Source organism: Pseudomonas sp. GW823-FHT02C05 (assembly GCF_058797595.1).
In genome coordinates this window covers 94,230-114,074 of sequence record NZ_JBXAJU010000005.1, presented here as the reverse complement: position 1 = coordinate 114,074, position 19,845 = coordinate 94,230, and the positions used below count along the sequence as shown (strand labels likewise).

The following is a 19,845-nucleotide window of genomic DNA, read 5'->3' as shown; positions in this document are numbered from 1 at the left end:
CTGCCAAGGAGACGGCCTGAAAAGTCGTGGCGTTGTTGCTCGGTCTCAGCGCGCGGTAATCACCGACAGTTTGGTGATGCCCGCACGCTCGATGGACGCCATGGCCCGGGCCACTTCGCCGTAGTTGACGCCATCGTCGGCCTGCAGCTGGACCCGCACTTGCGGGTCCTTGGCCTTGGCCGCTTGCAAGTTGGTTTCCAGCAGGTCCGGCTGGATCTCGTCCTTGTTGATAAAGAGTTTGCCGGCACCGTCGATGCTCACCACCAGCGGGTCTTTCTGCTCCACCGGGGCCACGGCCTCGGTCTTGGGCAGGTTGATCGGAATGGCGTTGGTCAGCAGCGGTGCGGTGACGATGAACACCACCAGCAGCACCAGCATCACGTCCACCAGCGGTGTGACGTTGATCTCACTCAGCACTTCATCGCTGTCTTGGGTGGAAAAGGCCATGTCAGGACGCCTCCTTCACTTTTTGCGGGCTGCCCTGGGCCGCGGCCTTGTGCACGCTCGGGTGGATCAGCACGCGGAAGGAGTTCTTCTGCGCCAGGCTGTAGAAGTCGTGGGCGAAGTCGTCCAGGTCCGCGGCCGTGAGCTTCAGGCGCCGCAGGAAGTAGTTGTAGACCAGCACCGCCGGCACTGCGACGGCGATCCCCACCCCCGTCGCCACCAGGGCTGCGCCAATGGGACCGGCCACGGTTTCCAGGCTCGCCGAACCAGCAGCGCTGATGCCTTTCAAGGCTTCCATGATCCCCCACACGGTGCCGAACAGGCCGATGAAGGGCGAGGTGCTGCCGATACTGGCAACCACCGCCAGGCCGGTTTCCAGGGAACGACGCTCACGCACGATCTGCTGGCGCAGGGCACGTTCGAGACGGTCCTGGTGGTTGATTGCCTGGCTCAGGTCCGCCGCGTGGGGCGCTTCGCCAACCTGGATCGCCGCATAGCCGGCCTGGGCCACCCGGGCCGCCGCGCCGGGCTGGGTTTCACTCAACGAGGCAGCGGAGTCGAGGCTGGACGCTGCCCAGAACTGATTGTGGAACTTGCGATCCTGGGACTTGAGGCGGGCGAACTGCACGCCCTTGACCAGGGCCAGGCCCCAAGTGGCGACGGAGAAGACCACCAACAGCCAGATCACCGCGCTTTCGATGGATTCCAGTGGAGATGCCAGTAACGTCATGATGTGTTCCCTCTGTGTAAGCGTTTAGCGCGTGTTGGTTGATCGGCCTTGCGGCTCAATGAATCTTGAAATCTATGGGTACGCTGACCCAGCCGTCCTGGGCCACGTCGCCCTGCTTGGCAGGGACGAAACTCCAGCGCTTGACCGCGGCCAGGGCGGCGTCATCGAGTTGCTGGCGACCACTGCTCTTCTGGATCTGGATCTCGCCCGGCTTGCCGCTGGCCAGTACATGCACCCGCAGCAACACCGTGCCTTCCCAACCGCGACGCTGGGCCAGCGACGGATATTCCGGCGCCGGGTTCTTCAAGTACGCGGCATTCGCCGAAGCCGGGGTCACGGGCGCCGGGGCCGGTGGCGCGGGCGGAGCCGGAGCGGCTACCGGGGCCGCGGGCTGTGGCGGCGCCGGAGTCTGCTGCACCGGTTTGGGCGCAGGTTTCGGCTCGGGCTTGGGCACCGGCTTGGGTTTGGGTTTGGGCACCGGCTTGGGCGGTGGCGGCTTCACGGCCAGCTCGTCCTCCACCGGCGGTGGCGGCTCCACCACCGGCTGTACCGGTTGTGGCGGTGGGGGCTCGACCACCGGCGGCGCCGGGCGCGAGAACTCGATGGTCATGGGCGGGATTTCCGGCGGCACGATCGGCAGCACCGGGGTCGGCTTCTGGCTCAGCCAGTAGATCACTGCCGCGTGCAGTACCAGGGCCGCGGCGCCGAGGATGATGGCCTCACGGCGACGCAATATCCCCTTGGGCGTGCGTTGCAGACGCAATTGGCCCAGCGGCAAGCGGTGAGGCCGGCCGAGGTCGACCAACTCGCCGCTCGGTGCCTGGCGCCACAGCACCTCGTGTGCACTGGCGGCGGTCTGGACATTGCCCATGGATTCACTCCCTACGATCTTTTGAAAAACCCGGCACCGGCGTTTGAACTGCCCCCACGCAACGGTGCCGCGGGGTCAATGATCAGTGCCCCGCGCTTATCTCTTAAAGTAATCTTTCAAGTTATAGATAGATCGAAATCGAATACATGATTTCGCGAAAAAGCCCCAGGCCCCGTGGTTCAGGGGCTGCAGCCAAGAGGGAAAAACACCATGCCTTGCGGGCATCGAAAATATTCCCGCAAAGCATCGAAACAAGACGCTTGGCGGAGGATGGAACAGCTCTCCAAGCAGCAGCGCCCCCTCAAGATCAGCCCTTGCGCTGCTTGAACAATCTTGTGAAGGGGCATTCCAGTGCCGCTGGGGCACTGTGCTACCGGCATGAGGCGATGAGATCCCGGCGGCCGCCTGTTATCGAACGCGCGACGGCTAGACGAACCTGTTCCGCAACTCGCCCCCCGGATGATCGGCCTGTACAGCCCTGGTGCAGACGAACCTGGCCAACCAGCAGACAGTTATCGCCTGGCCACTTGCGGCTTGACGCTTGCCACTGCCCGCAACTGTTCCTGTAGCTCCTTGCCGGCCCGGCTCAAGCCACTGCCGGCGTACAACGCCAGGCGCACGCCCTGGATGTCCGGCAAACCGCTGTCGGCGTCGAGCACGCGATGCCCCTTGCCCAGCACCCGTACCGGCAACAGGCTGATGCCCAGGCCCGCCGCCACCGCCGAACAGACGCTGGCCAGGCTGGCGCTGGAATAGGCGATGCGCCACGGCCAGCCTCCGACCTCCAGGTGATGGAGCATTTCCTGGCGGTACAGGCCGCCTACCGGGAACGCCACCAAAGGCAACGGATCGCGGCCAAAGGCGGGCTGGCGAACGCTATCGACCCAGCACAGCGGCTCGGGCCAGGAGTCCACGCAGTCATCGCTGTGGCCCATCTGCTTGACCAGCAGCAGGTCGAACTCACCCCGCCGGTACTGGCGCAACAGCTCAGGGCCCAGGCCGCTGCTGACCTCCAGGCGCACTGCCGGGTAGTCCAGGCCAAAGCGCGAGAGCATGGGCATCAGGCGCTCGGCGGCGAAATCTTCCGGCACCCCGAGGCGCAGGACTTCTTCGCCGCGCTGGTTGACCAGCATATCGCTGGCCTCTTCATGCAGCGCCAGGATGCGCCGGGCGTAGGCCAGCAGCCGCTCGCCCTCCACCGTGGCCACCACCCGGCGCTGGTCACGGTCCAGCAACTGGCAGCCCAGGCTCTCTTCCAGGCGCCGCACCTGCTGGCTCACAGTGGACTGGGTGAGGTGCAGGCGCTCGGCGGCGCGGGTGAAGTTCTGACTGTCGGCGACCGCGACAAAACTGCGTAACAACACCGGATCCAACATGTTGACCTACCATCCTGACTGCCACTGGTTGGCATGATTATATTTAATTTCAGGATACCCAGAGCCGTCACCATACTTCCCTTTCATCAGCCGGAACGGGAGGTTCTCATGCAACTCAAGCGTTTTCTCAAACGCGGCCTGATCGCCGCCGGCCTGTTCACTGCGGGGGTGGTCATGGCCAGCGATGGCGCGTTGCTGGAAGCGGTACGCAAGGGGCAACTGCAACAGGTGCAACAGTTGCTTGAGCAAGGCGCGGCGCTCGATGGCCGTGGCCTGGACGGCAGCAGCCCGCTGCTGGTGGCCACCCGGGACAACCGCATCGACATCGCCCGGGCGCTGATCGAGGCCGGGGCCGACGTCAACCGCAAGAACCTGATCCAGGACAGCCCCTACCTGCTGGCCGGCGCCAGCGGTCACAACGAAATCCTCAAGCTGACCCTGGCCCACGGCGCCGACCTCAAGAGCACCAACCGCTACGGCGGCACCGCGCTGATCCCGGCCTGCGAACGCGGCCACGTGGAAACCGTGCGCCTGCTGATCGAGGCCGGCGTCGAGCTGGACCACGTCAACCACCTGGGCTGGACCTGCCTGATGGAAGCCATAGTGCTGTCCGACGGCGGCCCGGCGCACCAACAGATCGTCGCCCAACTGATTGCCGCCGGCGCCGACCTGAACCTGCCGGACCGTGCCGGCCTCAGCCCGTTGCAACAGGCCGAGCGCCGTGGCCAGGGCGCCATCGCCAAGCTGCTGCGCGATGCCGGCGCTGCCTGAGCCGGCCCCTCTTTTGAAGGAACCTTGCATGCACGACGATCAACACTACCTGCAACAGGCCGTGGCACTGGCCCGGCGCAATGTCGAACAGGGCGGCCGCCCGTTCGGCGCATTGCTGGTGCGCAACGGCCGGGTACTGGCCGAGGCGGTGAATGAAATCCACCTCAGCCAGGACCCCACCGCCCACGCCGAGATGCTGGCCATCCGCGCCGCCAGCAGGCAATTGGGCCCGCGCCTGGATGATTGCGTGATCTACGCCAGCGGCCAGCCCTGCCCCATGTGCCTGGCCGCCATGTACCTGTGCGGCGTGTCCCGCGCGGTATTCGCTGCCAGCAATGAGCAAGCTGAGCCGTTCGGCCTGTCCACCGCGGCCATCTACCAGCAACTGAGCAAGCCCCTGGAAGCCCAGCGCCTGCCGGTGCTGCACCTGCCCCAGGCAGCGATGAGCGCCCTCTACCAGGATTGGCAGGAGCGTCATGCAGCGAACTGAATCCACCTTCCAGCGCTGGGCCGGCTGGGCCCTGCTGGTGTGCCTGGGGCTGAACCTGCGGCCGATCCTCAGCTCGGTCAGCCCGCTGCTCAACGAGATCCGCGGCGCCACCGGCATGAGCTTCCAGAGCAGCGCCTGGCTCACCAGCCTGCCGGTGATCTGCATGGGCCTGGTGGCCTTGCTCGGTGTACGCATCGAAGCCCGCCTGGGCGAGCGTCGGGGCGTTTCCCTGGGCTTGCTGCTGGTGCTGCTGGCCTGCCTGGTGCGGCTGTTCTTCGGCCAGGCCGCGGCCTTGCTCGCCACCGCCCTGCTCGGCGGCGCCGGGGTGGCCTTGATCCAGGCCCTGGTACCGGCGTTGATCAAGCGCCAGTTCCAGCACCGGGTGGCCCTGGCCATGGGCGTCTACTCGGCCTCGCTGATGGGCGGTGGCGGCATTGCCGCCCTGCTCAGCCCGCAGGTGGCCAGCCACTTCGCCAACTGGCAGGCGGGGCTTGGCGTCTGGCTGCTACCGGCGATGGCGGCGCTGCTGCTCTGGGCCTGCCTGCCCCTGGGGGCCGGCCGCCGCAACGGCAGCCCGGCTCCCCTGGCCGGGCTCTGGAACAACCGCCGCGCCTGGCTGCTGGCGTTGTATTTCGGCCTGGTGAACTGCGGCTACATGAGCATGGTCGCCTGGCTGCCGGCCTACTACCTGCAGATGGGCTGGAGCGCCAGCCAGAGCGGTTCGCTGCTGGCCTTCATGACCCTGTTCCAAGTCAGCGCCGCCCTGCTGATGCCGGCCCTGGCCCAGCGCAGCAGCGACCGCCGCCCGCTGCTGGGCATCAGCCTCGCGGCCCAGGCCGCGGGTTTTCTCGGGCTGGTGCTGTGGCCCTTGCAGAGCCCGCACCTGTGGGTGGCGCTGATCGGCTTCGGCCTCGGAGCGTGCTTTGCCCTGAGCCTGATCCTCACCCTGGATCACCGGCGCGACCCTCGGGAAGCCGGGCAACTGGCGGCTTTTGTCCAGGGCGTGGGCTTTCTGATCAACGCCGTCTCGCCATGGCTCAGCGGCTGGCTGCGGCAAGTCACCGGCAGCTTTGTCAGCGCCTGGTGGGTGCTGATCGTGGGTGTCCTGGCGATGCTGTTCCTGACCCGGATCTTCAGCCCCGCCAGCTATCAGGCCCGGGCCCAGCTCGATACCGCGCCCCAACCGGCCTGACACCGGCCCTCCAACCCACCGCCTGCCAGCACGGCAGGCGGCGTTCTTCATGTCGCCACAGCACCACTATCCTTCTCGACCGGCTAAGATCGGCCGCCAACGCCACTCGCGACAACGGGCACACACTCAACTCAGGACACAGGAATAGCGATGGACGCTGCAACGATCGGCCGCTGGGTAAGCAGCCTGGGGCTCAGCCATGAAGAACTGATCGCCCGGGGAGAACGCATCGAGACCCCGACGGACAAGATCTACGATGAATTCGATTGGCTGACCGTGATCGTCGAGCCCGGCCTGATGCTGGACTTCTGGGAAGACAGCCTGGCCCTGGAAAAGGTATTGATCGAACTCATGCCCCTTGAACAGGGGCGCTCCTTCTACAGGGGCGAGCTGCCCGCCCCGTTCTCGCGCAGCATGACCCACGCCGACATCCGCAACCTGCTGGGTACGCCCCTGCGATCGGGGGAGCGCAGGCCATCAGCAGATGGGCAATACACGCTCAACGCCTGGGAGAGCTACCGCCTGCCGGAGCACCTGCATCCCGGTGCGCGGGTTGGGTTCGTCTATAGCGCCGACCGGCAGATCAAGGTCCTGTCGTTCGACTTGCTGGAGCCGCAGCGCGACTGATTCGACCACACAGAGTGGCTCGTGGAAACTCGCGGCGATCCGCCAGGCATCAGAGGACCGGCGCGAGATCGCCAAGCAAGGCCCTGCGGTCCTTTTCGCAGCCTCGCAGGCTCGGCAGCGGCGACAGGGTACGTGGCGGCCGGTAGGCCGCCGCCACGCACGGCCCGGCGACAAAGGCATTAGCCAAAGGTTTTCATAAAGGGCTCGGCACAGTGCCGGATCGCGGCGACGACATTCGGGGCCCGTTCGGCCCATTCGGCCGATCGGTTCAACACCCGCTCCAGTGCTGCCAGCTGCCCGCGAATGACCTCTTGCGGACGAGCCACATCACAGACCTTGGCAAACTCCAGCAACCCCTGCCGCGAAGCAAACAGGGACTTGTTGCCCAGCAGATCCAGGGCCAGCACGTCCTGCGGGATGTAGGCCGTGGTGTTGACGATGTCGTAGGCCGGCGCCAACCGCGCATCGCGCTGACCAGGATCGGAATACAACAGCCCGAAGTTTTTCAGGTGGGCATCGCCATTCCCCACAATGCAGCTCAGGCTGACCATGGCAAACAACTGCGCCAGTGAACCTGGCACCTGCTCAGGCGGGCAAAACAGGCGGACGGCCTTGGCAATGGCCGAATAGCTCTTGCTGTATTTCTGCTCCGCCCCCAGCCCCATCAACGCCGCCATGTCTTCAAACCCCAGGCAACCGAGCTGCTCGTCCCGATCGAAGCGGCGCATGACGAACAGTTTGGCGTTATCGGAGAGGTAGAACTCGGGCACCGCGATCCCCGCCTCCCTGGCCACCGACATGCAAAGGAACTCGTTGATTGCCAACCCCGGAAACTCATCCCGGCCGCTCTTGATGATCAGTTCGCAGGTGTTCGAGGTAAAGCGCCGCGCTCCAGCATCAGGCCGCTCGGGCACCATGACCTTGGGTTGCACGCCAGATATCCCGGCACGCAGGATGTAGCGGTCCACCAGGTCGGCAAAAATATCCTCGGCGCCATCCCACGCGAGGATTTCTTCCAGTTTCTCCCCGGGAAACTGCTGTCGCTGCAACAGCCCATCGACTTCGGGCGAGCTCACCGCGACCCGCCCGATCGGCGCACTGCTGCCGGACAGCGCCAGCAGCAACATCGGGTCGACCTTCACCACCTTGGCCAGGCGGTTGCGCAATTGTTCCAGCACATAGCCTTCGGGCAGGTTCATCTGGAAGATCGGGTGCAACTCCCGATAACGGTAGTCATCCAGACGCACAGGCATCAACAGGCTGATCGCCGCCTGCACCCGGGCATCATCCTGATAGCGAAACAGATAATCACCAGCGCCACGGTGGATTTTTCCGCTCTCACCGGCCGGGGTTGATACCTGCAGAACCGTGGCCATCAGTCGAACACTCTCTGGATCTCGTCCAATGTCGGCATGGCAGCCGGCACCAGGGTGAGTTCACAATCCAGGGCTCCCAGCACCCGCGCATAGGCCGCCATGCCCACCGACAAATCGCCCCGCTCGATGGCGATGACCTTCTGCCGGGTCACGCCGGCCAAGGCGGCCAGGCCGGCTTGGGTCAGGCCACGATGCAGGCGGCGCTGGCGAACCTGCTCGCCAAGGCGCGCGGTGATAAGAAAGTAGTCCATGTTCTATATACGTAACAAAATTTAAGGTATGTAACGTATACCTAACATAGCAGAAAATCAAAGCACCACTGCGCGCCGGGACGCCGGCCGCACGCACGGGAACAAGCTCCCTCGCCACAGCATGATTCCCGGCTTGGAGTCGTGACGATTATTGAAAATAAATTATTGTAATTCGATAATTTTTTATCAATAATTTGCCACCCCCAAAGTTTTGCAAGGAATAACGCATGAACTCCCAAATCAACGGCTCGGCCCAGTACCGCTTACGACGGGTCGGCCTGCTGGCCGCGATCCTGGCCTGGGTCATGGGCGTGGTGGAGCTGGGCGGCAATGCCGGGCTCTGGATCTACAGCAAGGACCAGGTCCTGGGCGCCCTGCTCAGCGTATTCGCCGAACACTCGCCGCGCCTGCTGGAAGCCGACTTCAAGCTCTCGTCGCTGAGCTTCGCCCTGCTGGTGATCCTCGACTTCCTGCCACTGCTGCTGTCGAGCTTCGCCCTGTACCTGACCGGCGTGTTCTTCCTGCGCCTGTCCCGTGGCGAAACCTGGAGCGATCGCAACATCCGCATCCTCTGGCGCGTGGGCATGCTGTGGATAGTCGCCCCGGCCACGTTCCCGATGATGGAAACCCTGCAAGGCCTGGCCCTGTCCATCGACCTGCCGCCCGGCCAGCGCATCCTGCAGATTTCCGCGGGCTTCTCGTCCTACGCGGCCTACGAGGTGGTCAAAGGAATCTTGCTCTGCTCGTTTTCCATTATCATGCGCGACGCCAAAGTCCTCAGTGATGAGCACAGTCACTACATATAGAACAATGAGATGACCATTATCGTTCGGCTTGACGTTGTCATGGCTAAAAACAAGATTCGCTCGAAAGAGTTGGCCGCCATCCTGGGCATTACCGAGGCCAATCTGTCGTTGCTGAAAAATGGCAAGGTCAAGGGGATGAAAATCGAGACCCTGGACAAACTCTGCGCCGCACTCGACTGCCAGCCCGGCGACCTGCTGGAATATCAGGCCACCGAGCCCGCGTGACACCCCCGCGTTTGTTTGATCCGAGTCCCGATCGTTAAAGCCTTACCACTCCTCACGTTGCACATTGGCTTATTCATGACTCGCTACCTGCTCTGCCCGCTGCTTTTGCTCGCCTGTCTTTTGACCGGCTGCGCCAACAAACTCGAAGTGGCGATTGCCGCCACTCCGGCCCCGGACTACTACTTCGACCCTCAGGCCCCGGTGCTGGTAAGCATCAACGGAGCCAACGATGCCCACGGCCTCAACGCCAGCTACTACCTGCGCGACATGGTCGCCGCCCTGCATGGCATGGGTTTCAAGCAGGTCTACACCGATACGTCGCTGCCCAAGAACCATCCGCCGTTCCGAATGAACTTCACCCTCGACGTGGGCAGTGAAAAGGTCAGCTACCGCTACACCGCCACCGACTACGGCCAGGTGCCCAGCAGCACCAAGACGGTGTGCAAGCAGAGCACCCATAAAGACAAGAACCTGGTGTGCAACAGCACCCCGACCACCACCTGGGGCCCGGTGGGTTCCTCGGAGCGCACCGGCTACACCACCCTCAGTACCTTCAACATCAAGGCCAAGGACGAGCAGAGCCGGCGCACGGTATTCCTGCTGCGGGCCTCGTCCTATAACGAGGACTGCCAGGACGCCAAGGTCGAGGATTTCCTGGTGCAGGAAAGCCTGGACAACCTGGACTTCCGCAACCGGGTGCAGCGCAAATACACCGTCACCCTGCCCGAAGGCCATAGCTGCAAATAAGCGCCTACCCCGCACCGAGCGACACGCCTACAATCGCCCCTCGACGCCCACCCGATCCTCCATCGGGCGGGCGCGGCCCCTCAACGACAAGGCGCATGTCGAGCATGACCCTGGATTGGAATGCCTGGGAAATAGAACCCGGATCTATCGTGGACGAACAGCTGATCGCCCAGGTGCAGCATCGCCTCGGCGTCGAGTTTCCGTCGCTGTACCTGGAGCTGGTGCAGTACGCCGAGGCCGCCACGCCGGGGATCGGCGGCTTCGCCTATGACGGCGGCTACACCTGCATCAGCGAGTTCTTCGAATTCGGCCTGAGCAGCCAGCCCTGGACCCTGCTCTGGTACGCCAGCCCTGGCCGTGTGCCGGGGCTCGCCGCAGGCTGCCTGCCGATTGCCCGGGATGCCGGCGGCCTGCTGATCTGCCTGGACTTCAACAGCCCGGCCGTGGCGGTGGAAATCTTCGACCCCGAGAGCGCCAGCCGTTACCCGGTGGCCGCCGATTTCAAGGCCTTTGTCGAGCTGTGGCAGCCATGAACACACCGCGCAAATGGATAGTCGTGCCCACCAACAAAGACGCCCAGCAACGCCTGGACCTGGACCAGTGCCTGCCAGGAGACCTGGAGGAACTGGCGCTGTCCCCGGAGCAGTGGGCAGCCCTGTCCCGCAGCGACCTACTGCCCAGTTTGAACCGTGCCCTGGGCACCCTGATCGATGACTACGAGGACGCGTCGATCCAGGGCCAGGCCGCCCTGGCCACGGCCCTGTCGATCCTGACCCGGGCCGCTACGGCCGAGGATGAACTTATCCACAAGCTCATCGCCCTGAATCAACTGGCCCTGGAACGGGACACCGGTCTGTTCTTCTATTTCTGAGGCCGTCACCCAGGGCTGCCCTCGCCGCAGGTCGGCCTCAACAGCACGGCCGCAAGCTCAAATCCCCGCGCTGGCACTGGCCTGTTTGAGCCCCGAGTCCGGCACGCTCACTGCCGTTTCCGAACGCGGCGTGCCCTGGGGCACCCAGTCGTAACTCACCGGCAGAGCCCGGTACACCCAGTTGCTGATGGCCTCGCTGCCCGGTGCCTTGCCCAGATAGGGGCTGACGTATTCCCAGACGATTTCACCGCCGGCCGTCACCTGGAAGAAGCGCCCGTTCATGCCTTCGTCGATCAGGGTATTGCCGTTGGGCAGGCGCCGCGCACTGCTGATGAACGAGCTGTAGAAAGCCCAGCCCGGCTGCCGGGAACTGGCGGCGCTGTACTGCCAGACGATCTGGTTCTTGATCGGGTCGATCTCCAGCACCCGGGAGCCGGCGATCAGCCCCAGGGGCACCGAGGGGTAACCGGCGGTGCCCTGGTTGTCGAACACCAACAGATGCCCGGCCCCTGGCAAGCCGGCGGGAATGATGTGGGCGTCATGCTGGCCGACGAACTGGTCCACCGGGCGCGGCACCTTGGCGGCGGTCTTCGGGTTGATCGGCGACAGGTTCGGCCCCAGGCGCCAGACCACCTTGCCGCTGTGCTTGTCGAGGATGGCGATGAAGTTGGCGTTGCGCGAGTCGATCAGCAGGTTGTCCGGGGCGAAGCGTTTATCACCGGCGTCGAACCACTGGTTGGGGCCCACCACGCTGAGGTTGTTGATGTGCAGGTAGTCCGGGTTGTCGGTGCCGTACACCAGCTTCAGTTGCGCCGGGGTAAAGCCGAATTCCTTGAGGTGTTCGGAGGCCAGCCACTGCCATTTGACCTGGCCCTCGGGGCTGACTTCATAGATCGCGTCGTCGATTACCTGGGGCACCTTGAACCCCGCCACCTTGTGCACCTTGTTGGCCAGCACCAGGGTGTTGCCGTTGCTCAGCCGGCGCTGGTCATGATGCTGCTGGGCCGCGCCGCCCGGGGCCTGGTCGCCCCACTGCCAGACCAGCTTGCCGTTCCAGTCCAGCTCGCCGACGCTCTGGTTGCCCAGGCCGTTGCCCGCCGAACCCAGGGGCCCGGGCTCCTTGTCCTTGAGCTGCAACAGCACCCGGCCACGCTCGCCGCCCACCAGTTGCGGGTCGATGATGGCCGAGGGGAAACCGGCCTGGGGCCAGTTCTTCACTTCGTTGCCGTTCATGTCGATCAGGTGGGTCTGCTTATCGGCACCACTGAAGATCACGTACTGGTTATAGGCCCTGGCCGGGTCGTAGCGAGTGACGCCGGTGGGGTAGACGCTGGGCGCGGCCTGCACCGCCGAGGCCAGCAGGGCGGTGGACAGCAGCAGGGGCAAAGCGGTGGTGAGGCGCAACATGACAAGCACTCCTATTCAAGTCGAAAGGCGCCGGAGAACCCGGCGCAAGGTGCGAAAAGCCGGGTATCAGAAATCGTAGCGACCGGTCACGCCCAAGGTCCGCGGGGTGCCCAGCAGGCCTTCGTAACCGCCGTTGCCGCCGGTCCAGAGGGTGGTGTAGTAGGTCTTGTCGAAGGCGTTCTTCAGCCACAGCGAAACGTCCCACTGGCCCTGCTCGTAGTTGCCGCGCAAGCCGGTGGAAAGGTTGACCACGGCGTAGCTGGGGATCTGCCCGTACTCGGAATCCTCCACGGTGCCCACCGCCTTGGAACGGAACGCATAGCTGGCGGTGACGTACTCTTCCAGGCCGTTGTCCAGGTTCCACTTGTATTCGCCGTTGGCGTTGCCGATCCATTTCGAGGCGCCCACCACCTGGTGGCCGCTGAGATCGCACGAGGCCGGAGCACCGGGGCGCAGGCTGACTTCCGGCGGGCACGGCGCATCCTTGTAGGAGAGGTAGCGCACGTCGTTGTAGGAACCGTTGAGGTTCAGGGTCAGGCCACGGATCGGCACCAGGGTGCTTTCCACTTCCACCCCGCGCGAGCGCACCGAACCGGCGTTGGTCAGGTACTGCACGCGGTTGACGTCGTCGTAGGCGTTGGTCTGGTAGCCGTTGACCTGGGTCCAGAACAGGTTGGCGTTGAGTTGCAGGCGGCGGTCCCACAGGGTGCTCTTGAAACCCAGCTCGGCGTTGTTGGCGCGCTCGGTGCCGATCAGCAGCGAATCGGCCCCGGCGGTAGGCGCCGACCCCACCGTCAGGTTGACCCCACCGGACTTCTCGCCGTGGGACAGGGTGGCGTAGCCCAGCAGGTCGTCGGTGATGCGGTAGCTGAGGTTGAGCAGGCCCGAGGGGCTGGTGCTGTACTGGTTGAGGTCGCCGGAGTCATAGGCTCCGGTGCGCCCGCGCCGCGCGTTGGCGGCGGCGCCGGCCACCGCCACGCCGCCCACCGGGGCGTTACGGGTCACCCAGGCGCTTTTCTCCTCGTAGGTGCCGCGCAGGCCGGCGGTGAAATCCAGGCGCTCGGTGAGGTGCCAGGTGCCCTGGGCGAACAGGGCGAAACTGTTGGTCTGGATATGCCCGTTGCCGATGCTGGTGACGTTGCTCAGGGCGCCGGCCGGGGTGCCGTTCCAGATGTCCGCCTTGGGCCCGTAATAGGCGAAGGATTTGTTGTCCAGGTCGGAGCCGAAGTAGTAGGCGCCCAGCACGTAGTCGAAGAAGCCGCCGGTGGGCGAGGCCAGGCGAAATTCCTGGGACCACTGCTTGTCTTGCACCGAAACCCCGGCGTTGTAGCTGGCCGGAACGTTGAGGCCATCGTCGTTGCGCGGGGTGAAATTCCACCAGCGGTAGGAGCTGACCGAGGTCAGGGTGAAGTCGCTGGGCAGGGTCCAGTTGGCCTCAAGCGAAGTGCCGCCCTGGAACACCGTCACGTGCTGGTCGTTGTCCAGGTTGACCTTGCGGTGCGAACCATTGACCAGGGTCGCGCCGGCCGCCGCCGCGCGCGACTCGTAGACATTGGTGCCGTTGATGGTCGGGCCGGTGCTGTACAGCACTCGGGTGCCGGCGCTGGAATCCTCTTCGTTGTAGTCGCCGATCCAGCGCAGGTTGAAGCTCTCATTGGGCTTGTACAGCAACTGCCCGCGAAAGCCCTGGCGTGAGCCGCCATTGAGGTCGTGGCCGTCGAATTCGTTCTTGATGTCGCCGTCGCTGCGGGTGCGGTAGGCGGAAAAACGCCCCGCCAGCTCATCGGTCAGCGGCCCGGAAATCGTGCCCTTGGTCTGGAAGTATCCATCCTCGCCGAGGGAGGTTTCGATGCTGCGCTCCGGGGTGAAGCTCGGCGCCCGGGTGCTGATGTTGATCACCCCGGCGGTGGTGTTCTTGCCGAACAGGGTGCCCTGGGGGCCGCGCAGCACTTCCAGCTGCTCGATGTCCATCAGGTCGAACACCGCCATCCCCGGCCTTCCGAGGTAGACGTTGTCGATGTACAGCCCGACGCTGCCTTCCAGGCCGTCGCTGGCCGGGTTGTTGCCCAGGCCACGGATCGACACGCTGGACTGGCGCGCATGCATGTAGGCGACGTTGACGCTGGGCACCAGTTGCTGCAGATCCTGGATGCGGTACACCCGCTGGCTCTCCAGGGCCTGGCCGCTGACCACGCTCATGGGGGTGGGCACGCTCTGGGAGCTTTCCTCGCGTCGACGGGCAGTGACGGTCACCGTCTGCAACTGGCCATCACCGGCCTTGGCCTTGTTGGCACTGCTCTTGGCCGGGGTGGCTTGCGGCGCCGGGGCCTCTTCGGCCCAGGTCGGTGTCCAACTGGCACTGCCGGCCAGCAACAGCGCCAGGGGCAGGCGCTTGAGCCGCCGGGGCGAGAGGGGTGAAGCGAGGGACAACGGGCTCATGGGCGGCTCCTGGTCAGAAAATATACAGCCTTGTATATTCCTTAAAGTTATTTATTTATGTTTTTACAAAGATTTACTGCATAAGAGATTGCCTTTATAAGGAGTCGACCTAATGCATAGCCAATGCATTTCCCCGATATTTTTTATGTGAAAAATGCATATCGACCTGCGCCAGCTCCGCCACTTCATCGCCCTCGCCGAACAGCGCAGCTTTGTCGCGGCCGCAGCGGCGGTGAACCTCTCGCAATCGGCCTTCAGCCGCAGCATCCAGGCCCTGGAACACAGCGTCGGCTGCCAGCTGGTGGATCGCGGGCGCAAGGACCTGGCGCCGACCAAGCAGGGCCAGTTGCTGCTGGAGCACGCGCGCCGGCTGGTCAGCGGCGCCCAGCAGATGGCCAACGAGATCAGCCAGTTCAATGGCCTGGAAGCGGGAGAGTTGCGCTTCGGCTGTGGCCCGGCGCCAGCCGCAGGGCTGATCCCCCGGGCCATCGGCAGCTTCATCGGGCGTTATCCCAAGGCCCGGGTGCAGTTCCAGGTGGATGACTGGCAAAGCCTGAGCAAGCGCCTGCTCAGCGAAGAGTTCGAATTCTTCGTTGCCGACACCCGGCACTTCGAGGCCGATCCGGACTACCTGACCCAGCGCCTGCGCCCGCGCAAATGGCATTTCTGCTCCCGCGCCGGGCACCCCCTGGCCCAGCGCGAAAGTGTCAGCGCCAGCGAACTGATGAGCTACCCACTGGCGGTGACCATCCGCCCGCCCAACCTGCGCAAGGTCATTGTCGACCTGAGCGGCAAGCCGGACTTCACGCCCAATGTGGAATGCGAAAACAGCTACAGCCTGCTGGGGGTGGTCATGCGCTCGGACGCCATCGGCATCGTCGGTTCCTACAGCGACGCGTTGCACAACGCCAAGGGCGAGCTGGTGTGCCTGAAGATCGACGGCCTGGCCGACGACCTGGAAGAGCTCTACACCCGCTACGGCATCGTCAGCCGCGCCGGCTATCGCCTGTCGCCTTTGGCCGCGGCGATGATCGACGAGATCAAGCGCATCGACGAACAGGACGAGGACGTGTGCAGCCTGGACAACCTGGCGGTCTGAGCCACCTGCATGCTCTCACCGTAGGAGCCGGCTTGCCGGCGAAGAGGCCCTTGAGCCTTGCAGCGCTCTCAGGGACGCCTTCGCTGGCAAGCCAGCTCCTACAAGACCCTGCCGTCCGCACACGACGTGGGGGGGCCGGTCGGCATTGCATGAAACGCATCGAAACTATTCGGCAAATGCGCTTGCCGGAAGCCCCCGCCGGAGGCGAAAAACCTCGCCTGTCTTCCCCTTGGTGAACCCCATGTCCAATACCCATCCGCCCGTGCGCAACGTGCTCTACATCATGTGCGACCAGCTGCGCCGGGATTACCTCTCGTGCTACGGCCACCCGCACCTGCATACCCCGAACATCGACCGCCTGGCCAACGCCGGGGTGCGCTTCAGCCGCGCCTACACCCAGGGCACCATCTGCGGCCCGTCGCGCATGTCGGCCTACACCGGGCGCTACGTCAGCAGCCACCAGGTGGCCTGGAACGCCGTGCCCCTGCCCCTTGAAGAACTGACCCTGGGGGACTACCTGCGACCCCACGGCATCCGCACCGCGCTGGTGGGCAAGACCCACGCCACACCCAACCTCGACGCCCTGCAACGCCTGGCCATCGACCCCGAAAGTGCCCAGGCCGAGGTGCTCAACGAAGTCGGCTTCGAGCCCTATTTCCGCCATGACGGCATCTACCCCGACGACCCGGTATTCGACGACAAGCGCGAGTCGGCGCCCTACACACACTACCTGCGCGACCTCGGCTACCAAGGGCGCAACCCCTGGCACGACTGGGCCAACGCCGGGGCCGGCGAGCAGGGAGAAATCCGCAGCGGCTGGAAAATGCGCAACGCCCACCTGCCGGCCCGGGTCGCGCAAGAGCACTCGGAAACCGTCTACACCACCGACCGCGCCATCGACTTCATCAGCGAACAAGGCGAGCAGCCCTGGTGCCTGCACCTGTCCTACATCAAGCCCCACTGGCCCTATATCGCACCCGCGCCCTACCACTCGCTGTATGGCCCGGAGCAGGTGATCCCGGCGGTGCGCGCCGCGCCAGGGCAGCTCAGCGATCACCCGGTCTACGCCGCCTTCCGCCAGCATGAAGAAAGCCTGAATTTTTCCCGGGATGAGGTGCGCCTGAACGTGGTGCCCACCTACATGGGCCTGATCAAGCAGGTGGATGACCAGCTCGGCCGGCTGTTTGACTTCCTGCAGAGCAACGGCCGCTGGGACGACACCCTGATCGTCTTCACCAGCGACCACGGCGACTTCCTTGGCGACCACTACCTGGGGGAAAAGGAATTTCTGCTGGAACCGGCGGTGGGCGTGCCGCTGATCGTCCGCGACCCGCGCACGGCGGCAGACAGCAGCCGCGGCACCGTGGACGAACGCCTGGTGGAAACCATCGACGCCCTGCCGACCTTTCTCGAGGCCCTGGGCCTGCCGGGGGCCGAGCATCGCCTGGAAGGCCGCTCGCTGATCCCCCTGCTGCACGGCGCCGAACCGGCCTGGCGCCGCTACGCCATCAGCGAATACGACTACGCCTTCCAGGCCCCTGCGCGAGAGCGCCTGGGCCAGCCCATCGACCGCTGCCGCATGACCATGGTGCGCAGCGAGCGCTGGAAGTACCTGGCCTACGATGGCTTGCGCCCGCAGTTGTTCGACCTGCACAACGACCCCCAGGAGTTGCACGACCTGGGGGCCGATCCGGCCTATGCCGCGGTGCGCGAAGAACACCTGGGATATGTGCTGGAATGGCTGCGCGGCCTGAAACGCCGTACCACCATCAGCCATCAAGAAATCGACCTGCGCGGCCAGCGTTTTCGCTACGGCGAGCCGGAAAGCGAAAAGCTGGTACAGATCGGCGTGTGGTAACCCCCACCCGTACCTGCACCTTCCCCCGTAGGAGCCGGCTTGCCGGCGAAGAGGCCCTCAAGTCTTGCAGTGCTCTCGAGGGCGCCTTCGCTGGCAAGCCAGCTCCTACAGTGGGCAGGTTCATCGGGTAAATGCCCGTAGGGGCTTGAGGGGGCGGGTCAGAGGCCTTTGGTGGTCTGGCTGCGCTGGCCGTGGACGCCCACCGGGACGTCGCCCTTGAGGGTCACGCGGCGCACGATGCGGTCCTGGGTGCCGTAGTCGTCCACGGCATAGTGCTGGGTCGAGCGGTTGTCCCAGATCGCTACGTCCCCTGCGCTCCAGCGCCAGCGCACGGTGTTTTCCAGACGGGTGACGTGGCTTTGCAGCAAGCCGAACAGATGCGCCGAGTCCGCCTGGGAATAGCCCTTGATGCGCTTCACGAAGTGCCCCAGTACCAGGCTCTTTTCACCGCTCTCGGGGTGCACGCGAACGATCGGGTGCTCGGTCTCGAACACCGTGGAGGTGAACACCTTGCGGTAACGCTCCAGCTTCTCCGCCGAAACGTCCGGCTTGGCCCCGGCGTAGTCGTATTCATTGCTGTGCACCGCCCAGAGCTTGTCCGCCAGCTCCCGCAGTTCCGCCGACAGTTCGTTGTAGGCCGTGGCGGTGTTGGCCCAGACGGTGTCGCCACCGGAGGCCGGGGCCACCACCGAGCGCAGGATCGAGGCCTTGGGGTAGGCGTCGACGAAGGTCACGTCGGTGTGCCAGGAGTTGGCCCGCTGGCCCTGGGCGCCATCCAGCTCCATCAGGTAGCGGGTGCCGTCGCGTACCGGCACGGTGGGGTGGGCCACCGGTTCGCCCAGCAGGTGCGAGAAGGCTTCCTGGCTCTGGTCGTCGAGGTGGGTCTGGCCACGGAAGAAAATCACCTTGTACTGCACCAGCGCTTGCCGGATCGCTTCCACGGTGGCGGCGTCGAGATCGCCGGACAGTTGCACGCCACGGATCTCGGCGCCGATACGGCCGGCCACCGGGTGAATATCAAGGGCATGAACAGCAGGTTGAACGGCTAAGGCGGCATTGCTCATCAGGTACACCCTCATCGGACTGCTTACGGTGGAACCGCCGCGAAACAACGCTCTATCTATATTCAATTTAGATCTAATAGATAACTACATGCTTCGTTGACGGAATAAGAGCTTGCATTTAAAACCTCATTCCTCACTCGTCGCAAATGCCTTCGAGCTATTTTTCGGATGCCGGGAAAGCATATGGATCTTCGCCAATTGCGTTACTTCATCGCCCTCAATGAACACCGCAGTTTTGTCCGCGCCGCCGACGCCATGGGCATCACCCAGCCGGCCTTCAGCCGCAGTATCCAGGGCCTGGAACAGGAGTTCGGCTGCGTGCTGGTGGACCGCGGCAACAAGGATCTTCGCCCCACCCCGGAAGGCCAGGTGGTGCTGCAGCACGCCTTGAGCCTGGTGCAGGGGGCGGCCTTGCTCAGCAGCGAAGTGACCCAGATGACCAAGCTCGACGCCGGCGAAGTGCGCTTCGGCTGCGGCCCGGCCCCGGCGGTGAAGTTGGTGCCCGATGCGGTGGCGCAATTCACCAGTGCCCACCCGAAGGTGCGCACCTGCTTTGCCGTGGACAACTGGGAAAAACTCAGCCGCAGCCTGAACCGCGAAGAGATCGAATTCTTTATTGCCGATATCCGCCATTTCGAGGCCGACCCGAACTACCAGACCCAGCCCCTGACGCCCAAGCGCGGGGTGTTCTTCTGCCGCCCCGGGCACCCGCTGCTGGCCAAGGAGAGCCTGTCCACCAACGACATGTTCGATTACCCCCTGGCCACCACCCTGATCCCCCCGGGGATCCGCAAGCTGCTGGCCAACCTCAGCGGACGCATCGATTTTTCCCCGACCATCGAGACCGAGCACTTTCCGGCGCTGGTGAAGATCGTCCGCCAGTCCAATGCCATCGGCGTGGGCACCGCCGAGGCCTTTGCCGAAGACATCGCCCAGGGTTCGCTGGCGCTGCTGCACTGGCGCAACCTGCCGCAGAACATCGACAGCCTGAATGCCCGTTGCGGCATCGTCAGCCGCAGCGGTTTTCGCCTGTCGCCGGCGGCGCGCAAGATGATCGAAGTGCTGGTGGCGGTCGACCAGCAAACCCACAGCATCGCCGTCTGACCCTGTAGCCGCTGCCGAAGGCTGCGAACGACGACACAGTCGGCGCAAGACGGCACCCGGCTCCTCCAGGTAGACCGCGTTGCCGGCACTGGCGGCC

At 64.6% G+C, this 19,845-nt stretch carries 21 protein-coding genes; 12 read left to right on the top strand and 9 right to left on the bottom strand.

The window, feature by feature from the left end; translation table 11 throughout:
- Window positions 1-45: 45 nt before the first annotated feature.
- The 4 genes from AC1RGE_RS25735 to AC1RGE_RS25720 all read right to left on the bottom strand — a co-directional run bounded on the left by AC1RGE_RS25735 (window position 46) and on the right by AC1RGE_RS25720 (window position 3,421).
- A complete protein-coding gene (locus AC1RGE_RS25735) occupies window positions 46-447 on the bottom strand; it encodes an ExbD/TolR family protein (RefSeq protein WP_011058607.1) in 402 nt (133 codons plus the stop codon).
- Window position 448: 1 nt separating this feature from the next.
- Complete coding sequence (locus AC1RGE_RS25730) at window positions 449-1,174, bottom strand: MotA/TolQ/ExbB proton channel family protein (protein WP_011058606.1); 726 nt, start codon at window positions 1,172-1,174, stop codon at window positions 449-451.
- A gap of 55 nt (window positions 1,175-1,229) precedes the next feature.
- Window positions 1,230-2,045, bottom strand: a complete 816-nt coding sequence (locus tag AC1RGE_RS25725; RefSeq protein WP_011058605.1) for an energy transducer TonB — start codon at window positions 2,043-2,045, stop codon at window positions 1,230-1,232.
- Window positions 2,046-2,557: 512 nt separating this feature from the next.
- Window positions 2,558-3,421: a LysR substrate-binding domain-containing protein gene (locus AC1RGE_RS25720; RefSeq protein WP_011058604.1), complete on the bottom strand. Its 864-nt coding sequence runs from the start codon at window positions 3,419-3,421 to the stop codon at window positions 2,558-2,560.
- 108 nt (window positions 3,422-3,529) lie between these two features.
- Between AC1RGE_RS25720 and AC1RGE_RS25715 the strand changes: the two genes are divergently transcribed.
- The 4 genes from AC1RGE_RS25715 (at window position 3,530) to AC1RGE_RS25700 (ending at window position 6,501) form a co-directional block, all read left to right on the top strand.
- A complete protein-coding gene (locus tag AC1RGE_RS25715) occupies window positions 3,530-4,192 on the top strand; it encodes an ankyrin repeat domain-containing protein (RefSeq protein WP_011058603.1) in 663 nt (220 codons plus the stop codon).
- A gap of 28 nt (window positions 4,193-4,220) precedes the next feature.
- Complete coding sequence (locus AC1RGE_RS25710) at window positions 4,221-4,682, top strand: nucleoside deaminase (RefSeq protein ID WP_011058602.1); 462 nt, start codon at window positions 4,221-4,223, stop codon at window positions 4,680-4,682.
- A complete protein-coding gene (locus AC1RGE_RS25705) occupies window positions 4,669-5,874 on the top strand; it encodes a CynX/NimT family MFS transporter (RefSeq protein WP_065364769.1) in 1,206 nt (401 codons plus the stop codon). Before AC1RGE_RS25710 ends, AC1RGE_RS25705 begins: the two co-directional genes overlap by 14 nt.
- A 150-nt stretch (window positions 5,875-6,024) precedes the next feature.
- The gene (locus tag AC1RGE_RS25700) at window positions 6,025-6,501 is read left to right on the top strand and encodes a DUF6392 family protein (RefSeq protein WP_015633728.1); all 477 of its coding nucleotides are present in this window, start codon (window positions 6,025-6,027) and stop codon (window positions 6,499-6,501) included.
- Window positions 6,502-6,680: 179 nt separating this feature from the next.
- Here AC1RGE_RS25700 and AC1RGE_RS25695 read toward each other — a convergent pair whose 3' ends face one another.
- Both AC1RGE_RS25695 and AC1RGE_RS25690 read right to left on the bottom strand, forming a co-directional pair.
- The gene (locus AC1RGE_RS25695; RefSeq protein ID WP_093407305.1) at window positions 6,681-7,877 is read right to left on the bottom strand and encodes a type II toxin-antitoxin system HipA family toxin; all 1,197 of its coding nucleotides are present in this window, start codon (window positions 7,875-7,877) and stop codon (window positions 6,681-6,683) included.
- Complete coding sequence (locus tag AC1RGE_RS25690) at window positions 7,877-8,128, bottom strand: helix-turn-helix transcriptional regulator (protein ID WP_072452164.1); 252 nt, start codon at window positions 8,126-8,128, stop codon at window positions 7,877-7,879. The genes AC1RGE_RS25695 and AC1RGE_RS25690 overlap by 1 nt, the downstream gene beginning before the upstream one ends.
- Window positions 8,129-8,355: 227 nt before the next feature.
- Between AC1RGE_RS25690 and AC1RGE_RS25685 the strand changes: the two genes are divergently transcribed.
- The 5 genes from AC1RGE_RS25685 (at window position 8,356) to AC1RGE_RS25665 (ending at window position 10,777) form a co-directional block, all read left to right on the top strand.
- Complete coding sequence (locus AC1RGE_RS25685; protein WP_065364767.1) at window positions 8,356-8,934, top strand: hypothetical protein; 579 nt, start codon at window positions 8,356-8,358, stop codon at window positions 8,932-8,934.
- A gap of 9 nt (window positions 8,935-8,943) precedes the next feature.
- Window positions 8,944-9,159 carry a helix-turn-helix domain-containing protein gene (locus tag AC1RGE_RS25680; RefSeq protein ID WP_011058598.1) on the top strand — a complete coding sequence of 72 codons (216 nt, stop codon included), beginning with the start codon at window positions 8,944-8,946 and terminating at the stop codon, window positions 9,157-9,159.
- 75 nt (window positions 9,160-9,234) lie between these two features.
- Window positions 9,235-9,906: a hypothetical protein gene (locus AC1RGE_RS25675; RefSeq protein ID WP_047335383.1), complete on the top strand. Its 672-nt coding sequence runs from the start codon at window positions 9,235-9,237 to the stop codon at window positions 9,904-9,906.
- 95 nt (window positions 9,907-10,001) lie between these two features.
- The gene (locus tag AC1RGE_RS25670) at window positions 10,002-10,439 is read left to right on the top strand and encodes an SMI1/KNR4 family protein (RefSeq protein WP_011058596.1); all 438 of its coding nucleotides are present in this window, start codon (window positions 10,002-10,004) and stop codon (window positions 10,437-10,439) included.
- On the top strand, window positions 10,436-10,777 hold the full coding sequence (locus AC1RGE_RS25665; protein ID WP_170866341.1) for a hypothetical protein: 342 nt from the start codon (window positions 10,436-10,438) through the stop codon (window positions 10,775-10,777). The genes AC1RGE_RS25670 and AC1RGE_RS25665 overlap by 4 nt, the downstream gene beginning before the upstream one ends.
- Before the next feature lie 57 nt (window positions 10,778-10,834).
- Here the strand turns inward: AC1RGE_RS25665 and AC1RGE_RS25660 are convergent, their stop codons facing one another.
- Both AC1RGE_RS25660 and AC1RGE_RS25655 read right to left on the bottom strand, forming a co-directional pair.
- Entirely contained in the window at window positions 10,835-12,184 is a 1,350-nt protein-coding gene (locus AC1RGE_RS25660; protein ID WP_072443766.1) for an aryl-sulfate sulfotransferase, read from the bottom strand.
- Between the two features lie 66 nt (window positions 12,185-12,250).
- A complete protein-coding gene (locus AC1RGE_RS25655; RefSeq protein WP_492585232.1) occupies window positions 12,251-14,623 on the bottom strand; it encodes a TonB-dependent receptor in 2,373 nt (790 codons plus the stop codon).
- A gap of 154 nt (window positions 14,624-14,777) precedes the next feature.
- Here AC1RGE_RS25655 and AC1RGE_RS25650 point away from each other — a divergent pair, with 154 nt between their 5' ends.
- The gene (locus tag AC1RGE_RS25650) at window positions 14,778-15,722 is read left to right on the top strand and encodes a LysR family transcriptional regulator (RefSeq protein ID WP_492585230.1); all 945 of its coding nucleotides are present in this window, start codon (window positions 14,778-14,780) and stop codon (window positions 15,720-15,722) included.
- A 241-nt stretch (window positions 15,723-15,963) separates the two neighbouring features.
- Window positions 15,964-17,580: an alkaline phosphatase family protein gene (locus AC1RGE_RS25645; protein ID WP_492585228.1), complete on the top strand. Its 1,617-nt coding sequence runs from the start codon at window positions 15,964-15,966 to the stop codon at window positions 17,578-17,580.
- A 158-nt stretch (window positions 17,581-17,738) separates the two neighbouring features.
- Here the strand turns inward: AC1RGE_RS25645 and AC1RGE_RS25640 are convergent, their stop codons facing one another.
- The gene (locus AC1RGE_RS25640) at window positions 17,739-18,644 is read right to left on the bottom strand and encodes a TauD/TfdA dioxygenase family protein (protein WP_011058590.1); all 906 of its coding nucleotides are present in this window, start codon (window positions 18,642-18,644) and stop codon (window positions 17,739-17,741) included.
- Window positions 18,645-18,827: 183 nt separating this feature from the next.
- Here AC1RGE_RS25640 and AC1RGE_RS25635 point away from each other — a divergent pair, with 183 nt between their 5' ends.
- A complete protein-coding gene (locus AC1RGE_RS25635) occupies window positions 18,828-19,748 on the top strand; it encodes a LysR family transcriptional regulator (RefSeq protein ID WP_011058589.1) in 921 nt (306 codons plus the stop codon).
- Window positions 19,749-19,845: the final 97 nt, after the last annotated feature.

What these genes read in the sequence shown, in the direction of transcription:
- AC1RGE_RS25735 (WP_011058607.1), bottom strand. Translation starts at nt 447, where the DNA reads ATGGCCTTTTCCACCCAAGACAGCGATGAAGTGCTGAGTGAGATCAAC.
- AC1RGE_RS25730 (WP_011058606.1), bottom strand. Translation starts at nt 1,174, where the DNA reads ATGACGTTACTGGCATCTCCACTGGAATCCATCGAAAGCGCGGTGATC.
- AC1RGE_RS25725 (WP_011058605.1), bottom strand. Translation starts at nt 2,045, where the DNA reads ATGGGCAATGTCCAGACCGCCGCCAGTGCACACGAGGTGCTGTGGCGC.
- AC1RGE_RS25720 (WP_011058604.1), bottom strand. Translation starts at nt 3,421, where the DNA reads ATGTTGGATCCGGTGTTGTTACGCAGTTTTGTCGCGGTCGCCGACAGT.
- AC1RGE_RS25715 (WP_011058603.1), top strand. Translation starts at nt 3,530, where the DNA reads ATGCAACTCAAGCGTTTTCTCAAACGCGGCCTGATCGCCGCCGGCCTG.
- AC1RGE_RS25710 (WP_011058602.1), top strand. Translation starts at nt 4,221, where the DNA reads ATGCACGACGATCAACACTACCTGCAACAGGCCGTGGCACTGGCCCGG.
- AC1RGE_RS25705 (WP_065364769.1), top strand. Translation starts at nt 4,669, where the DNA reads ATGCAGCGAACTGAATCCACCTTCCAGCGCTGGGCCGGCTGGGCCCTG.
- AC1RGE_RS25700 (WP_015633728.1), top strand. Translation starts at nt 6,025, where the DNA reads ATGGACGCTGCAACGATCGGCCGCTGGGTAAGCAGCCTGGGGCTCAGC.
- AC1RGE_RS25695 (WP_093407305.1), bottom strand. Translation starts at nt 7,877, where the DNA reads ATGGCCACGGTTCTGCAGGTATCAACCCCGGCCGGTGAGAGCGGAAAA.
- AC1RGE_RS25690 (WP_072452164.1), bottom strand. Translation starts at nt 8,128, where the DNA reads ATGGACTACTTTCTTATCACCGCGCGCCTTGGCGAGCAGGTTCGCCAG.
- AC1RGE_RS25685 (WP_065364767.1), top strand. Translation starts at nt 8,356, where the DNA reads ATGAACTCCCAAATCAACGGCTCGGCCCAGTACCGCTTACGACGGGTC.
- AC1RGE_RS25680 (WP_011058598.1), top strand. Translation starts at nt 8,944, where the DNA reads ATGACCATTATCGTTCGGCTTGACGTTGTCATGGCTAAAAACAAGATT.
- AC1RGE_RS25675 (WP_047335383.1), top strand. Translation starts at nt 9,235, where the DNA reads ATGACTCGCTACCTGCTCTGCCCGCTGCTTTTGCTCGCCTGTCTTTTG.
- AC1RGE_RS25670 (WP_011058596.1), top strand. Translation starts at nt 10,002, where the DNA reads ATGTCGAGCATGACCCTGGATTGGAATGCCTGGGAAATAGAACCCGGA.
- AC1RGE_RS25665 (WP_170866341.1), top strand. Translation starts at nt 10,436, where the DNA reads ATGAACACACCGCGCAAATGGATAGTCGTGCCCACCAACAAAGACGCC.
- AC1RGE_RS25660 (WP_072443766.1), bottom strand. Translation starts at nt 12,184, where the DNA reads ATGTTGCGCCTCACCACCGCTTTGCCCCTGCTGCTGTCCACCGCCCTG.
- AC1RGE_RS25655 (WP_492585232.1), bottom strand. Translation starts at nt 14,623, where the DNA reads ATGAGCCCGTTGTCCCTCGCTTCACCCCTCTCGCCCCGGCGGCTCAAG.
- AC1RGE_RS25650 (WP_492585230.1), top strand. Translation starts at nt 14,778, where the DNA reads ATGCATATCGACCTGCGCCAGCTCCGCCACTTCATCGCCCTCGCCGAA.
- AC1RGE_RS25645 (WP_492585228.1), top strand. Translation starts at nt 15,964, where the DNA reads ATGTCCAATACCCATCCGCCCGTGCGCAACGTGCTCTACATCATGTGC.
- AC1RGE_RS25640 (WP_011058590.1), bottom strand. Translation starts at nt 18,644, where the DNA reads ATGAGCAATGCCGCCTTAGCCGTTCAACCTGCTGTTCATGCCCTTGAT.
- AC1RGE_RS25635 (WP_011058589.1), top strand. Translation starts at nt 18,828, where the DNA reads ATGGATCTTCGCCAATTGCGTTACTTCATCGCCCTCAATGAACACCGC.